General features: G+C 62.0%; 5 protein-coding genes and 1 pseudogene. 2 read left to right on the forward strand and 4 right to left on the reverse strand.

What is annotated here, in order from left to right; translation table 11 throughout:
• Nucleotides 1-4 precede the first annotated feature (4 nt).
• Nucleotides 5-1,033 carry a hypothetical protein gene (locus M5J09_RS10980; protein ID WP_144791896.1) on the reverse strand — a complete coding sequence of 343 codons (1,029 nt, stop codon included), beginning with the start codon at nt 1,031-1,033 and terminating at the stop codon, nt 5-7.
• Nucleotides 1,034-1,134: 101 nt separating this feature from the next.
• Nucleotides 1,135-1,737 (reverse strand): annotated as a pseudogene (locus M5J09_RS10985) (hypothetical protein); the annotation flags it as partial.
• Between the two features lie 543 nt (nt 1,738-2,280).
• On the opposite strand from M5J09_RS10985, the gene M5J09_RS10990 reads away from it, so the two are divergent.
• Nucleotides 2,281-3,441, forward strand: a complete 1,161-nt coding sequence (locus M5J09_RS10990) for an RtcB family protein (RefSeq protein ID WP_042529098.1) — start codon at nt 2,281-2,283, stop codon at nt 3,439-3,441.
• Between the two features lie 140 nt (nt 3,442-3,581).
• Here M5J09_RS10990 and M5J09_RS10995 read toward each other — a convergent pair whose 3' ends face one another.
• On the reverse strand, nt 3,582-4,859 hold the full coding sequence (locus tag M5J09_RS10995) for a Fic family protein (RefSeq protein WP_042529100.1): 1,278 nt from the start codon (nt 4,857-4,859) through the stop codon (nt 3,582-3,584).
• A 213-nt stretch (nt 4,860-5,072) separates the two neighbouring features.
• Between M5J09_RS10995 and M5J09_RS11000 the strand changes: the two genes are divergently transcribed.
• Nucleotides 5,073-6,298 (forward strand): IS3 family transposase gene (locus M5J09_RS11000; RefSeq protein ID WP_239180332.1). Its coding sequence is split into 2 segments (ribosomal slippage): nt 5,073-5,352 and nt 5,352-6,298, totalling 1,227 coding nucleotides; the frame shifts between segments, so codons are not numbered across the junction.
• Nucleotides 6,299-7,403: 1,105 nt separating this feature from the next.
• Here M5J09_RS11000 and M5J09_RS11005 read toward each other — a convergent pair.
• Nucleotides 7,404-16,397: a type I polyketide synthase gene (locus M5J09_RS11005; protein WP_257157880.1), complete on the reverse strand. Its 8,994-nt coding sequence runs from the start codon at nt 16,395-16,397 to the stop codon at nt 7,404-7,406.
• Between the last annotated feature and the right edge of the window lie 58 nt (nt 16,398-16,455).

A 16,455-nucleotide genomic window follows, 5' to 3' on the forward strand; every position in this document is an offset into this window, starting at 1 on the left:
TGTCCTATTTCAAAGCGAGGTGGAAGGGAATCTCAGTGCCAGGTGCGACAACAACGAAGGTACCGTCTTCAGCGCCGTTCTCAGGCACACTGACAGCAAGTCTGCCGGTGCGCTTCTCGTGCGGCTGGAAAGGCGTGTCCGTGTCAAAAAAGCCGTCAACGTCCCGCAAGAGGGGATGTTTATCTCCATCGTCGCCTGGGTCGCGGTAGAGGAACGCCATCTCAGAGCTAGCGTCGGTCTTGTTACCGGTGTACGTCAGCGTCAAGTCAAAAACCAAGTACTTTCGACCTGCTTCTGGCTTCTTATAGGACGGATCTGCGGCCATGACCTCGTCAGTACCGTCGAAGTTGAGGTTGCTGACGTCCACCGCCCATTCAGGTCCATGCAACGTTGTCTTGAGAGGCAGCGGGGTGGAACGCGATCCAGGGGTTCCTTCCTCAAGGATCTGGTTGCCGTTTTCGTCGGGAACGCTGTTGAAATACTCCGTCGCGGTGGGGGTAGGGGAGCCTGTGCTTTCTGGCGTCTCCTCTTCGCCCCATGGCTGCACCGTCGTACCCACGACGGAGCTCGCCGACCCCGGGGTTTGTGTCGTGTCTGGAAGAGAATCGATGAACTTTGCTGCCATGAAGAAGAAAAAAACTAGTGACGTGATAAGGCTACCCACCACGGAGATGATCAGCGCCGCTACTCCCCACATCGTGGATTGGTTGTTGAGGAAAAGCGCAACGATGCCGGTAACAAACGCCACGACAAGCATGATCCAGCCCACGACGTAGATGACGGGTATGCAGCCGATAATGGTGCCCACAATGGCGAGCACTGTGGCGATGATTCCGACGATGGAGCTTTTCTTAGGCGGTTCGGGCTGGGGTGGCGGTGCCCCGTATCCGCCACCCGGGTTGCCATAGGGAGAACTCAGTGGCGGGAAGGACTGGTTAGCGTAGGGATTGTGCTGCGGGGCGCCGTGCTGAGGGGCTCCTTGCGGCCTAGGGCCCGGCGGCGGGTTGTGCGGCGGATACGGCGGCTGAGTCATCACGAGGCTCTTTCAGGGGGAGTGGGAGAGGTGAGTGAGTCCTCATAATAACTGCCGCAAAGCCGCCGCGTGTGGGAAAAGAGGGTAGGTGGGGAGTGCTCCTAGCTTTCTGAATAGGTGCCGTCTGTGCCGAGGCGCGCGGTGTCATCGAGGAGCATCGCGATTTCCGCAGCCTTGGCGTTGTCAGCCGGTAGGCGGCGGCCTTCGATGACTTCAAAGAGCGGGGCACGGCCCAGCATGCCAGCTTCAAAGTGCGCACGGCCGGCGCGCAGGCGCTGCTCGGCGCGCTTCCGCCACTGGGATGCAGCATCCGCCCCGCGCTGCTGAGCCACTGCCTGCTCGAATACGCCTGGGTGGGCATAGACGATGAGCGCGCTGACGTGGCCGAAGCCCAGCGAGGTCAGTGCCGCGGCCTTCACGCTGTGGCCTGCAGAGCCGAGATCCAGCGGGGATCGCAGCCACACCAGGTTGCGCGCCTTCGGGGCGATGAGCGGGTCGACGCAATCCAGGGACACGTTCGCCGGGATGCGGTGCGTGCGGAAGACATCGATGATGCCGCCGGTCTGGAAGAGCGCAGCACCCGCCTTGGAGTGGCCGGTGAGCGTCTTCTGGGAGATGACGAACATCGGCTGGTCCTCATCGCGGCCAATCGCCGGCCACAGCAGGGAGTGCAGCTCCGACTCGTTGGGGTCGTTGGCGCGGGAGATGAAGCGCTCGTCGATGCCGCCGGCGACCACGACGTCGGCCTTGCCCAGTGCACTCTTGCTGCATAACCAAGATAAAGATCCAGCCCACTCTCGACTAGGGCGAGGCGGGCTGAACGATTAAACGAAGCTTGTCACGGCGCACGACACCCCGCCAGACGGACGAACAAATGAGCAGGCAGTGAATGCGGTTGAATGGACGGTGTCAAGTTTTCGTGGCTGGGTGAATTTCCTTGCATCATTAATTGCTTGTAGAAATCGCGTACATCGTGTAGGTTCACACGCAGCACTAACAGCCCGAAAGAAGAACGAGAAAGCTAAAGGAGGCGAACCGCGATGATGACCCATAACAATCAGCCGCTAGGACGCTTCTTTAAGCAACTCTTCTAATAGGCTGACTTGACCATTTCCCGGGAAAGCGGCCCTGCTTATCCCGGACGTTGGTGCCAGCCGCGCGACCCGCGCGCACAACTCACAAGTCAGCCGCCCAAGCAGGCCCTTTCTCACGAACTGCGTTACGTAAACGCAGAGAAAGGCTCTCTTATGCGCCTGCACAACTTCGCCTCCATTGTTGAAGACAAGACGGTGGCGCAGGCACAACTCGTCGCTGACCTGCCCTTCGTCTACCCACACGTGGCGCTCATGCCTGATGCCCACTTTGGCAAGGGCTCCTCGGTCGGCACCGTCTTCGGCACGCTACGTGCCGTCATCCCGGCGGCCGTCGGCGTGGACATCGGCTGCGGCATGATTGCCGTGCGGACCCACCTCACGCACGCGGATATCCAGGACTTCGCGCTCGAGGACCTGCGCACCGCAGTCGAAGACTCCATTCCGCTCTCGCCCGGCAATTACAACGGTTGGATCATGGACCCGCGCACCGAGGCTCGTACGCGTGAGCTCGCGCAGCTGGCCCAGGACACCGGCGTGGATCTCGGCCACTCCAAAAACTGGCGTCAGCAGCTGGGCAGCTTGGGCGGTGGCAACCACTTCATCGAGCTGTGTCTCGACGAAGAGGACCGCGTCTGGCTGTTCCTGCATTCTGGCTCGCGCGGCGTGGGCAACAAGATTGCCCAGAAACACATCAAGGCCGCGCAGCGCCACTGCGAGAAGCATTGGATCCAGCTCGCGGACAAGGACCTGGCCTACCTCGTCGAGGGCACGGAAGAGTTCGACTCCTACATTGCGGATCTCCACTGGGCACAGCACTTTGCGCTGCTCAACCGCGATGAGATGATGGACCGCTTCCTCGACTGCGTCGCCACCTGGTCCGGCGCGGATCGCGAGACCCTCGAGCTCGAGCGCATCAATTGCCACCACAACTACACCCAGCGCGAGAACCACTACGGTAAGAACGTGTGGCTCACGCGTAAGGGCGCCATCAAGGCGGACGAAGGCGACCTCGGCCTCATCCCCGGCTCGATGGGCACCACTAGCTACGTCGTGGAAGGCAAGGGCTACCCGCCGGGCCTCAAGTCTGCGCCGCACGGCGCGGGTCGCGTCATGTCGCGCACCCAGGCCAAGGCCCGCTTCACCGAGGCGGACCTTGCCGCACGCATGGAAGGCATCGTCTACCGTCCCGGCGCCGAGTTCGTCGATGAGATTCCGGACGCCTACAAGGACATCGACTGCGTGATGGCCGATGCCGCCCAGCTCGTCGAGGTCAAGCACACCCTGCGCCAGATCCTCAACGTCAAGGGCACCTAACCTGCGCCATGATGGGACCGTCACTTTTAGTGACGGTCTCTTTTGAGCTTTCCGACGCCCCCTCCTCCTGCAGCGTCGCATCAGCACGACGCTTTGCCTTATGCAAGGAAACGAAGTGCGTGACCACTATTGATTACTGCTTATTTATCGCGAAGGGCTGGAACTGCTCGGCCGGTCGGAGGTGAAAGCTGAGTATTAAACTGCGTCGAGGCGAGTTGGCGTTCAGCATCGTCGACCAGCATGAAAACATCGTCAGCGAAGTAACCGAGAAGCCCGCCCGCACCGATGACTTTCTTACGTAGAATGCCAGCGTCGGTGAGTGAATCGAGAGAATCTCGGGCCGTGCTTGTCGATGAAATCCCCAGCTCGGACTTCACGATGGACACCGTGACCAAAGGCATAGCAGGAAGCTTCTTGAGCAGTTGGAACTCCGTCGAATTTGATTTCAATGCGCGCTTGCTTCCTTGCGCAGTGCGGTGGTGATTTACCTTGTCCATCCATTCTGCTTCTAGGGCGGCGACGCTATCCGCAAGTTCAGCTGCTTTGGTGGTGGCGACTTGTGCAGCCTCGACGAAGAAAGAGATCCATGCCAGCACGTCACCCTCGCGGAATTTCGTGAGTCCGTTGACGTAACGGTCACCGAGCGTTGCCAGAACCATACTGACGGGGAGAACCGCAGCATCGGTGAGCCCTCTGCGCTGTAAAAGCGCGTGAATCATGGCTCGCCCCACGCGTCCATTCCCATCCGGGAATGGGTGGATGGTCTCGAACTGTGCATGAACGAGCGCTGCTTGAACGAGCGCGGCGTGGTCTGCCCCGTTGAAGTATTCAATGAGATCATCGAGGAGTTCCGGGACTTGCACGGGAGGCGGGGGAACAAAAGCTGCATCGATGGGGTGATAGTCAGATCCGCCAATCCAGTTTTGAGTAGTACGTACTCCTTGTAAAGGCTTTTCTGCAACGAGCGCTGTCTGTATTGCAACAAGGTCATCCAGGACCAGCTCGTCTTTGTAAGCCAAGTCTGCATTGATGGTGTCGAGGATGGCGACATTGCGGGCGACAGCTGTTGCGGATTCTTTGAAACCCCGAATGTCGGAATCTGATTCACGCGCGAGGATCGCCATGGCCACTTTGTCGGAGTTCGGAGCAATTCCCTCGATCCGGGAGGAAGCGACGGCCTCAGAACGGAGCAGGAGTCGCGCAACTCCTTCAAGGGAGTGGGTATTGTCTCTCATCCCAAGATTGTGAATCTCCCGCTCGATGCGAACGATACGTCGCGAGAGCTCGGACGGAAGCTTTAACGACATGCCTGCAAGTGGATCGGGAACGAAAGCGTGATACTTACCTCCTTGTTTGGCGCGTCGAGAAAGACCGCTGCCATCAGCGGGGATCCATTCCAATTCGACTGTCTTTGCCACAGTTGACTCCTCTCATGCGCTTGGGGCATTGGGGATAAGGTTTATCTTGGTAGATTGATATCCTAGTTTACCGGGATAGCCGTTATCCCGGTGGACTGCGAGCGCAATGCGCCAGATAACTCTTATCGTGAGTCACCGCTTTGTTAAAGACGTTTGATACGGTCTGAAGCGTCCTGGGTTTAGTTCCTACCTCAGCTAAGGAAGGATTGAACTATGCCTAGAAAGTATTCCGTCGAGTTCAAGGAGAAGGCGGTCCATCAGATCATCGAAATGGTCCGCCTGGAGTCTTGCTCACTGCAACGCGCCTACACGGAGGTCGGTGAGCTTTTTGGAGTATCTCACCACACGTTGCGGGCCTGGTACCGTGACAGCGCTTCAGTACGTGTTGACTCTGACGCTTCAGGCGGCGAAACAATGGAAGAAGAGCTCAAGCGTCTGCGCCGCGAAAACCGTGAGCTGAAGCGAGCAAACGGGATTCTTAAGACTGCTTCGGCTTTTTTCGCAGCGGAACCAGGCCGACCCACGACCAAATGATCTCTTACATCGACGCGTATAAAGATCAGTTTGGGGTCGAGGCCATCTGCCGAGTCCTTAAACAAGTAGATCGTGGATTCATTACTGCCCGCGGCTACCGCAAAGCCACTACACGTGTTCCCAGCGCAAGGGCCTTAAGCGATAGCCTGCTTATCCCAGAGATACAGCGTGTGCATGCGGAGAATTTCTCGGTTTACGGTATCCGCAAAATGTGGCACGCGATGAACCGTGAAGGCTTTCATATCGGCCGCGATAAGACTGCACGACTGATGAAGCTAGCAGGTGTTTCCGGCCGCAGACGCGGACGAACCCCAGTGACAACGATTAGCCCGAAGACACCGGATCATCGCCCGGACCTTGTGCGCCGAAACTTTCGTGCGCAGGCACCAGGCAGGTTGTGGGTTGCCGACATTACCTACGTTCGCACCCTGTCAGGATTCGCCTACACCGCGTTTGTCGTGGATGTCTTCAGCCGAAAAATTGTTGGTGTTGCTACACGCTCGACAATGCGCACCGATGCGCTGCCCATAAAGGCTTTGGAGCATGCGTTAACGACTGCAGGGCGAATCCATGGAAACCAGTTAATTCACCATAGCGATCGGGGCAGCCAGTACGTGTCACTGAAGTATTCCACTGCGCTAGCGGAATCCGGAATCCGTCCGAGTGTGGGAACAGTCGGAGATTCTTATGACAATGCTCTAGCCGAAACAGTCAATGGTCTCTACAAAGCTGAACTCATTCACGCCCAAGGCCCGTGGACGTCAGTCGGAGAAGTCGAACTGGCCACCTTGCGGTGGGTGCATTGGTGGAACACCAAGCGACTTCACGAAGCATTGGACTACGCCACCCCACAGGAAGTAGAAACCGAGTATTATCTCACCCAGCCCATCAACACAGGGCCGTAAAAGAAGCGGAACTAAACCCAGGACGCTTCAAAGTGACTTCAGTGATGTCGGTAATCGGGGGGTTCGCATTCTCGATGAATTGTTAGCGGACATGAAAAGCTGACCGGAGGCGGACATAAAAAAGTCCACCTATGGCCATGAGAAACTGACCAGTGGCGGACACCACGGGGGCAGGGCGTGTTCGAATGATTGACTCGTCCTGTTGGAGTATGGTAAGCGAACTTATCCCCTCTGGTTCAGAGCCCTGTTGTGACGTCGATCTAGCGCTGGGATGCTCCTCGAGTTCGAACGACGATGACGTGGTGCATCAGCCGACCGATGGGAGCCGTGTTGTTCGGTGTCGGGCGCACCTGTGGCATGAGGTCCGTGAAGCTTGGCACATGTGATTTCACGGAACGTGCCGACGGCGCGGCCGCGTGCTGTGGTTGCCTTCGATAGGCACGAGGAACCCGGTGTTGGAGTCACCATCGGCGACGGCGGGGCCACAGACCTGACACCTCAACTTCACCCCTACTTCTTCTAGAAGACAATTGCTGCTGATTAGAGACGGAGTCAGGTCCGTCCATGCTTTTCGCTAGATGAGTCCGGTTAGACTCTTCTATCGAACATCGGATGAAGACCCCTTATTTTCCTACCCCCAATAAAAACTCCCCAAACCCCTAAATCCCGTGTCCGCCACTGGTCAGTTTTTCATGTCCGCCAACATGAATTGAACCGCGTAGCCTTTGACGAAACTCGTCACTTACGGAATGGTGATGATGCGGATAAATTTAATGAGGGAAACTCAAAAAATCGGCTGGCACGAGTTGTTGAAGTAGAACTTCCAGGACCAGCGAATAGTGAACTGCGTAGTTTTGTTCGTAAGGCAGTTTCGTTAGCTCATTCGATAAAACACGCACCGAACTCATCGCGCCGTGAAGCTGGCATAATCGCTGATTCCGTAATCATGCTTGTCAATATTTTTCGGCGGATGTTTGAAAGCGTGTGATGGAACATTTAATTGAAAAGCGTTGGTGAGCAAATATCGTCGCGACATAGAGCGAAACGAGGTTAGTCCGAAAGGAAAGGGCCAGTTCGTACTTGAACTGGCCCTAATTGCTAGAGGCTACGCACTCGGGAATTCACCGGTTGCGCCCAGGCGCGCATCGGCGTCGAGAAGCATGGAGATTTCCGCGGCCTTGTCGGCGTCGACGAGGCCGTAGCCGTCAATCATCACCTTGGTGTCGGCGTGCGGCATGCGGCGGCCGTCGATGACCTCGAAGAGCGGCGCGCGGCCCAGCATGCCTGCCTCGAAGCGGGCGTGACCCGCGGCGAGGCGCTGCTCGGCACGCTCGCGCCAAGCAGCTGCAGCGTCAGTGCCGCGTTGCTGCTTGATGGCCTCCTCAAACACGCCCGGGTGCGCGTACACAATGAGCGCGCCGACGTGTCCGAAGCCGAGTGAGGTCAGCGCCGCTGCCTTCACACTGCGGCCCGCGGCTGCCAGATCCAGCGGCGAACGCAGCCACACCAGGTTTTTCGCCTTCGGTGCGATGAGCGGATCAACGCAGTCCAGCGACACGTTGGCCGGGATGCGCCCGGTGCGGAAGACGTCGATGATACCGCCGGTCTGGAAGAGCGCGGCGCCGGCTTTGGAGTGGCCGGTGAGCGTCTTTTGGGAGATGACAAACATCGGTTGATCCGCGTCGCGCCCGATGGCCGGCCACAGGATGGAGTGCAGCTCCGACTCGTTGGGATCGTTGGCGTTGGTGGAGGTGTCGTGCTTGGACAGGACGCTGACGTCGTTGGGTGTCAGGCTCAGTCCGCGCAGCGAGCGTGCGAGACGAGAGTTCTCGCGACCACGACCGGCGCCCAGGGCGCCGAGGCCCGGAGCCGGGATGGAGGTGTGGGCGCCGTCGCCGTAGGAAGCGGCGTGGGCGACCACGGCGAGCACAGGAAGGCCCAGCTCTTGCGCGAGGCTACCTCGCACAAGCAGGACGGTGCCTCCGCCCTCGCCCTCGAGGAATCCGCCGCGGCGGCGGTCGTTGGCGCGGGAGATGAAGCGCTTGTCGATGCCCTTCGCAGTCATCGCTGCGGTCTCTGCGGTGGCGTTCATATCGCCAAAGCCCTGCAGCGACTCGACCTGAACGTCGTCGATACCACCAGCGACCACGACGTCGGCTTTACCCAGCGCAATCTTGTCGACGCCCTCTTCAATCGAGACCGCCGCCGTCGCGCACGCGCCGATGGGGTGAATCATCGAGCCGTAGCCGCCGACCAGCGATTGCATGGTGTGCGCCGCGATGACGTTGGGTAGGGCTTCCTGCAGGATGTCGGAGGGGCGGTCCTCGCCCAAGAAGCGGGAAACGAAGACCTTGTGCAGGGACTCCATGCCGCCGATGCCGGTGCCCTGCGTGGTGGAAACCTGGCCTGGGTGGATGGACTGCAGCAGTTCAGCAGGGGAGAAGCCAGCCTGGATGAAGGCGTCGACGGCCGTGACCAGGTTCCAGACCGCCATGCGGTCGAGCGAGTCAAGCATGTGGTCCGGGATGCCCCAGCGGGCCGCGTCGAAGTTGTCCGGCATCTGCGCGGCCACGGTGCGGGTGAGCGTGGCCTTGCGCGGCACCTTTGCGGTGGCGCCCTTGCGGCGGGTGACCTCCCACTCGCCGTCAGCCTCGCGGATGCTGGTGAACTCTGGGTCGGCCTCGGCGATATCGCGGGCGGTGGCCTCGGAATCGACGGTGAAGGTGATGTCGCGGTCCAAGAACACCGTGGTCAGGTCGATGGAGCCACGGTCAACCAGGTGGTACTTATCGGTGAGCTCGCGGACGCCGGCGCGGGCCACGACCTCGTCGCGGAAGCGCTCGTAGATGTCCTCTTCCGCAATCTGTTCGTCAGTCTCGCCGACGAACCAGCCCGGCGCGGGCTCCTCGCGCCATGCAATGAGGCCGGTCATCCACGCGAGCTCGATGACACCGGCGGCGGTCAGCTCGGCGGAGCCGTCGCGCTGCAGGCCATACTCGGCCTCGAAGCGGGTGCGGCCGGAACCCCAGGAGCTCACCTCGCCGATACCGGCGATGACGACCATGTCGTCGAGGTCGGTGGTGATGTCGCCAAGTTCCTCAGCCAGCTGCGGCTGCACCGGGCGCGCCGGGGAAGGCAGTGCCTTGATGCGGGCGGTGGTGTCCTTGGCGGCACCCTCTGCAGCGGACTGCGCAGCAGGCTTCTCGACCTCTAGAGAAGTCAGCGAGAAGCCTTCGAGACCGCCGGTGAGGTCTGCCTCGATCGGGCGTTCGGTGGCGCGGGCGCGGGACTCGGCGGAAGCTAGGTCTAGCAGCTCAGAGGAAATTTCCTCCGGCGACCAGACGTGGATGCCGGCCTTCTGCGCGGCTGGAACGAGGACGTCGTTGCCGCCCATGAGGTGAGTGCCTGCGACCCAGCCGATCTTGGCTTGCGCAAGGGTGACGCCGGCAGGCCAACCAGCCTCGACGTTCCACTTGGCCAGGATGGCGTCGAGCGCGGCCTTGACTTCGCCATAAGCGCCGTCGCCGCCGAAGGTGCCGCGGTTGGGCGAGCCCGGCAGGACCACGTGGCACCGGGTGGGGCTCGGGGCCTTGACCGCGAGGTCAGAGAGGCCGCCGATGAGGCGCTCGACCGACCACAGCAGCAGGCGAGCCTGGGATTCCGTGGAGGAACCGGCGTCTGCGAGCGAGCCGGAAACAGATGGTGCCGCGAATGGGAATGCCAAGGTTGGGGTGAGCGCTGGCTTGAGAATCTTCACCTCGTTGCCCACGGATTCGCGCTGCTCGGAGCCGATCCACTCAACCAGGGAGTCCACGTCGCGGAAGCTGGTGAGGTTGGCTGGAACCAACCACAGGGCAGATCCCTGGCGGCCGTGCTCGGCGTAGAGGCGGCGGGCGAATTCCTTACGGGATTGGGTCACTCGCGATGCCGTCATGATGACGGTTGCGCCGCCTGCGAGGAGGCGCTCGACAAGCGCGGCGGCGATGGAGCCAGGAGCGGCACCGGTGACGAGGGCGACGTCGCCGGCGTAAGCGCCGTGTTCGGTGGACTCGGCGGCTGCTGCTATCTGCTCGAAGTAGGCAGAGTCGACGGCGGTGTTGCCCGAGCGTGCCCACCAACGGGCCTGTTCAGCCACGGTGGCGCCGGCGCCCTGGAAGGCGGCTGGCTGCGCGCGCTCGTCGTCGGCATCGATCTCACCGAGTGCTACGCGGGCGAGGCGCTCGCGGGCGATGGCCCAGGCGTCGTCGAAAAGCACGGCGTGTGCCGCGTCGAAAGAAGGGGTGACGGACTTGAGCCAGCCGGAACCGAGCTCGGCCTCGACGGCCTCGATGACCTCGGTGTCTGGGGCGGTGGCCTCGGCAGGCTCGGCGACGTGGCCGAGCTGGGTGAGGACCTGGCGGGCCACGGTGGCGAGTACGCCGTTCTCACCGGTCACGGTCTCGGCGTAGGCCTCGAGGGCGGCGGAATCCACGACCCCGCCGGAGGCTCCACCTGCGGCAGTGTCCTTGGAGACACTGGCGCCGTGCGCATTGGCGACGCCCTGGACGGCGGCGTCGATAAGCTCGTGCGCCGCGGACTTGCTGGTGGCGCTGGACGGAACCGTGTTCAGGCTGCCGCCGCGGACGGAATCCTCGTCGCGGGAGCCGAGCAAGATTTCCGCTTCGACGTGGGCGACCCAGGATTCGGGCAGGCCCCACGTTCCGGTGACGTACTCGGCCACGGCGGTGGGCTTGAGGCCCGCCGCACCGAAGAGCTGGCGCAGGCGCGCGCCAACAGCCTCACTCAGCACTGAGCCGAAAGCGGAGTAACCGGGCGCCGCGGTAGCGACCTTCTCACGCAACGCGGCTACGTCGGCGTCAGCAGCACCATCAATGGCGGGCACGCCGAGTTCCGCCGACATGTCCATGAGTAGCTGGTTGCGGCGCGAGGACACACCGTTGGTGAGCTCTTCCACGGTGTCAGAGTCCGTGATCTGGTCCACGCGGATCTTGTTCTGGAAGGCAAAGAGCACCATGATGGCCTCCGCTGCACCGAAGGAAAGCTCAGGAGCATCGTTCGGCACTGCGGCTGCGGGAGCTGGCGTGGGAGCTGCGGCAGGTTCGGTGGTGGTCTCCACGGCAGGTTCGGCTGGCTCCGCGTCAACAGTTTCTGCGGCGGGGGTTTCGGCAGTGGGGGCTTCGGAGACATCGGCAAGCATGACCTGCTCTTGGTCGCGCTCCACGTTGAGCACGCGGATTGTGCCCTCCGGGATGCCGGCGACTGCCAGCGAGCGCTCAGCCAAGTTGGTCAGCGTTGGGGAAGAAGCCAGGCCGACCTCGATGATCTGTTCCACCTTGCCAAAGAGCAGCTCCTGGGTTTCAATCCAGCGCACCGGGGAAGCGAACTGCCAGGACAAAAGCTCGATGAGCAGCAGGCGGGCGAGCGCGTGCTCGGAGAGATCCTCCACGCGCAGCCCATCCAGTTTTCCGGAGGGGGCAAGTGGTGCCACGGCATCGACGAAGTCCTGGGTGAGCTCGAAGGGGCGGGCTACCAGGTTCGGGATGTAGCGGCCCACCAGGGCATCAAGATCCAGTTCCTGGGGGAGGAGCTCATCAAGCTTCTCAGCGAAGGCCGGAACGCCCTCGCGCAGCACGCGGGAGTGGAAAGGAACATCGATGCCTGGGACCATGACCGCCGCACGCGGGGCGATAGCATTAGCCTTGTCCACCAGGGCTTTTAGTCCTTTCTTGGTGCCGGCAACGGAGTACTGCTGGCCGCGGATGTTGTAGTTCACGATCTCTAGGAACTCGCCGGTAGTCTCAGTGACCTCAGCGACCCAGGCATCGACGTTGTCCGCATCAATGCCCGCCATGTTCGGGCGCAGTGCCGCCATGGCGTATTCGGAGTTACCTTTTTCGTCGCGCGGCACCAGGCTGCCCATGGCGGAGCCGCGGGAGTAAACGATGTCAATAACGCCCTCGAGGTCAAAGATATTCGCCAGCGAGGCCAGCGCGGTGTATTCGCCCAGGGAGTGGCCGGCGAAGTAGGAGGTCGGCGCCAGGGTGTTCTCGGCGCGCAGGCGCTCGGTCTGGGCATAGGCCACCACGGCCAGGGCCACCTGCGTGAACTGGGTCAGGTGCAGCACGCCCTTCGGGTGACGGAAGGTAGTACCCCGAACGGTGAGTTCCGTGGGGTTCTCATCGATGATCTTCTGGATGCTAAAGCCCAGGTTCTCGCGGGTATGCGCATCGGCACGGCGCCAGGCCTCGCGGGCTGCCGGGGAAGCTTGGCGGTCGCCCGTGCCCATACCTTCGGTCTGGATGCCCTGGCCGGGGTAGACGTAGGCCGTGGTTGGCGCGGCGAGCAGGGCTTGGCCGCGGGAGACTACCTCGCCGTCGATGCGGCAGGTGACCTCGAGTGCTTGGTGGATGCCCTTGCGGCCGACGCGCTCGACGGTGATCTCAATGTCATCACCCAGCTGCACCATTCCATACATGGAGTAGGTCCACCCCACTACGCGGCCGTGACGCCCGGCCACCTGCTGGGCGGCGGCCGAGAGCCACATGCCGTGCACCAGAGGTGCGTCCAAGTTGACCAACTGGGCCGCGTTATAGGAGGTGTGGATGGGGTTGTAGTCGCCCGAGACCAGCGCAAATGGCGTCATATCCTGCGGGGCAGTCACGGTAGCGCGGTCGACAAAGGAGCGTGGGGTAGCCACCACCTTGGTGGCGGACTTACCCCCGCCCCATTCCGGCGCGGGCTTTGGTGCTGCGGTGCCGGTGGCGCGCCCACGGATGGCAAAGCGGTGCATCTGCGTGGCCACGATGTCACCAGAGGCGTGATCCGTGAGTTCCAGCTCCACGGTGACGATGCGCCCGGAGGCGGATTCCTCCACGGCGGTGCAGGAGGAGGTGACGTCTATCTGGCGGCCGTCGGCAAGCTGCTCTAGTGGCACGCGCACGTCGATGACGTGGTCCAAATGCACCGCGTTGAGCAGGCCTTCGATGACCGGGTAGCCGTCCATCAAACGCCCGGAGCCGAGTGCCGCATAGATGGCCGGCCAGCAGGGGCCGACAAGTACATCTGGGGTACCAGCCTTGTCCGCCGCAGAATTTCCACAGGTTACCGCGCTGTGTGCTGACAGCAGTGACGCAGGGAAGTGGAAGGAGTAGCCCGATTCCACAGACGGCATGTCCGTGATCTCGTCGCCCTGCTCGGCTGTGGAACCCACACCGGCCAGGCCTTCGAGGAGGGCAAAGACGGAGTCTGGCAGACGTTCTTCTGAAACCACCGGGGAGCCACCCGTGGCCACGTCCTCGGGAAGGTCCACCGGAACGGTGACTTCACGGACGTAGAAGGGACGCTGCTCCTCAGGGAGGTCATCCCAATACGAGTCCGCCGTGATGACGATGTCCCAGTTGCCGTCGGCATCCTGGCGCAGGTCGAAGGCATTCTCATCCATCTCATAAGCCGGGTTGGCCATGAGGTGGCCGTGCCACAGCAGTGAGGGGGCGCTGCGCAGGAACGCCGCCGCATCGGCAGCGGAGTTGAGGCGGGAAAACGCCTTCTGCGGTGTTGAGCCCTGCTTCAGCAGCGCATCCGTGGTGGCTTGCTCGAAGCGGGTAAGCAGGTCAGCGACCGGCTCGTTCTTCTTGGTTATTCCGGCCACGGCGACGGGGCCAGGGATGATGCGCACCTGGTCAGCGGTATAGCGCTCATCCTGGGCTTGCCACAAGGTGTCTTTGCCAAACCAGCTCTTGAGGTCGCCATCGATGGCGGGTACCCATGGCATGGGTTTGACGTGCTTGTAGTGCAGCGAAATCCACCAGGCAGCATCGCGTGCAGAGACCTTGGTGGCGCGCGCGGCGGGGTAAGCCTCCAGCAGCTTTGCCACGGCCGCAGGGCCATCGTGGACGTCTTCACCGCTGGTGAAGAGGGTCTCAATCTGGCCGTGATCCGCTGGGTTCAGGCGGGCCTCGACGCGGTGCAAGAGATCGAGGAAACGGTCGTCCCAGCTCGGGTCCACAAACGGATGTGCCAGCTCCACGAAACGCTCGAGCCATTCGGCATACGTCATGGACTCTACGTCACCAAAGTAGGGCTTACAGGTCTTGTCCAGTGCGGCGATGATCTCCTCGCGGTGCGTCGCATACTCGTCAATGCTGAGTGCCGTGATGAGGCGCGAGGCGGCAGCGAAGGAATTATCCAGGTCGTGGATATCTGCCAAGAGGTGGGACTGCGAGGATGCCACGCCGTTCGCGCCGGTGCCGCGGCCGACCCATCCGCCGTTCTTGGAAGGCGAAATGCCTTCCGTGTTGACCAGCAGGTCCTTGACGGAATCCGTGGCCTTGGCCTCCTTGGTGGCCATGGCGACGGTGCCGAGGAAGACGGCGTCGACAGGCATGGCCGGCATAGCGTGCTTTTTAGCCCACTCACCGGTGAGATAGGAGGTGGCGCGGTCCGGGGAGGCAATACCGCCGCCCACAGCCAGATAGACAGTGGGGTGCTGGCGGATCTCACCGTAGGTCTCTAGCAGCATGTCATCGAGGTTCACCCAGGAGTGGTGGCCGCCGGCGTGCCCGTCTTCGACCTGCATGATGATGCGGTCCTCCGGGTAGGCCGTGGCGATCGCCAGAACATCCCGAATCTGCTTCGCGGTGCCGGGCTTGAAAGAGATGAAGGGGAAACCATCGGCGTGGAGGCGGTCCAGCAATTCGCCAGCTTCCTCCACTTCCGGAATGCCGGCGGAGATACACACGCCGTTGAATGGCGCACCAGCCGCACGGGACCTGGGCACGATGCGCGCCTGGCCAAAGTGCAGGTTCCAGAGGAAGCGATCGAAGAACATGGTGTTGAACTGCGCCGTGCGGCCAGGGCGCAGGTGCTGTTCCATCGTGGCCAGGTGGGCGCGGAAGACCTCCTCGGAGTACATGCCGCCGCCGGCCATCTCCGTCCAGTGTCCGGCGTTGGCTGCCGCGGCGACGATCTCACCGTCAGCGGAGGTTGGAGTCATGCCGCCCAGCATGATGGGGGAAAGCCCCGTGAGATCAGAGAAGCGGGTCTGGGTGTAGGTGCGGCCATTCGGAAGCTCGATGGTGCGCGGAGCGAAGTCGGCGTAGTTCAGGGCCTCGGGCAGTTCAGTGCCCGGCGTTGCCAGTGCATTGAGCTCCCGCGGGGTAGCAGCCGAGATCACCGTGACACCCGTGCCCTCCACCACACGGCGGGTGAGGTTGGTCAGCGCGCGGTCAAGAACGATGAGGTGCTCGGAGCTGAGTGCGTCCAGCGTGGCTGGCCAATCATGTTCCGCGACGAGGATGGCCTCTGCCTGCGCGCGGGCCTCATCCACGTCGAGGCCGCACTTCTGAGCCAAGGCTACGGTGCGCTCAGCCGCTGGGGCGAGCACCGGGTTATGGAAGGGAAGAGCTACGGGCAGCTCATCAAAGCGAGGGCTAAGCTCATCGCCGCCGATGGTGCGCTTGTCCAGCTCATCATTGAAGCTTTTTACTGCTTCTTCGATGGCGGTGCGGGTGGCAGCCAGGTCTTCGGGGCTGCCGGAAAGCGCAAAGTGGCGCCGGCCGTTGACCACGGCGATGGCAGCGGTGCCGTGCAGGTGTTCAGTGACAAAGCTGCGCTCCAGCCCCCGCACGGACAGCATCTGCGAGCGGGGATCGGTACCGTTTACCGCCGTCGAGGCTGTGCCCATCAGGATCGCCAGGGCAAGGGCCTCCACAGGCTTGTCGACGGCCAACGCGCCCAAGCTGCCCTGCGAATGTCCAGCGCGCTCATCGATGTCGATGCCGAGGTCGCGCAGCTGTTCGATGGCAGCAATCTGGCCGAGCACGATGCCCGGGATGGAGACGGCTGGCAGCACATCGCCGAGCTCGCGGTCAGCCTTCCCGCCGATCAGCTCCTTCAGGCGTTCCGCCGCACCAGGGCTGGAGGAGGACACCGTGCGGGCCACTGGGGCAATGAGCGTGCGAGCCTGGGAGAGAACCTCCTGCAGGCGTTGCGCAGTAGCTGGGGTTTGCGTGGCGGAGGCGATGATGCTTTGCCATTCAGAGCCCTGACCCGCGAAAAGGACAGCTGGGTGGGACATAGAATGCAGCGGAGTTATAGGCATTTTTCCTCTTTGTGCTGGTCGGGGATAGGTGTCTGACTAGATCTTGGGCATTAGTTTC

Source organism: Corynebacterium sp. BF-R-2, from assembly GCF_024586525.1.
GTDB classification, from domain to species: Bacteria; Actinomycetota; Actinomycetes; order Mycobacteriales; family Mycobacteriaceae; genus Corynebacterium; species Corynebacterium singulare.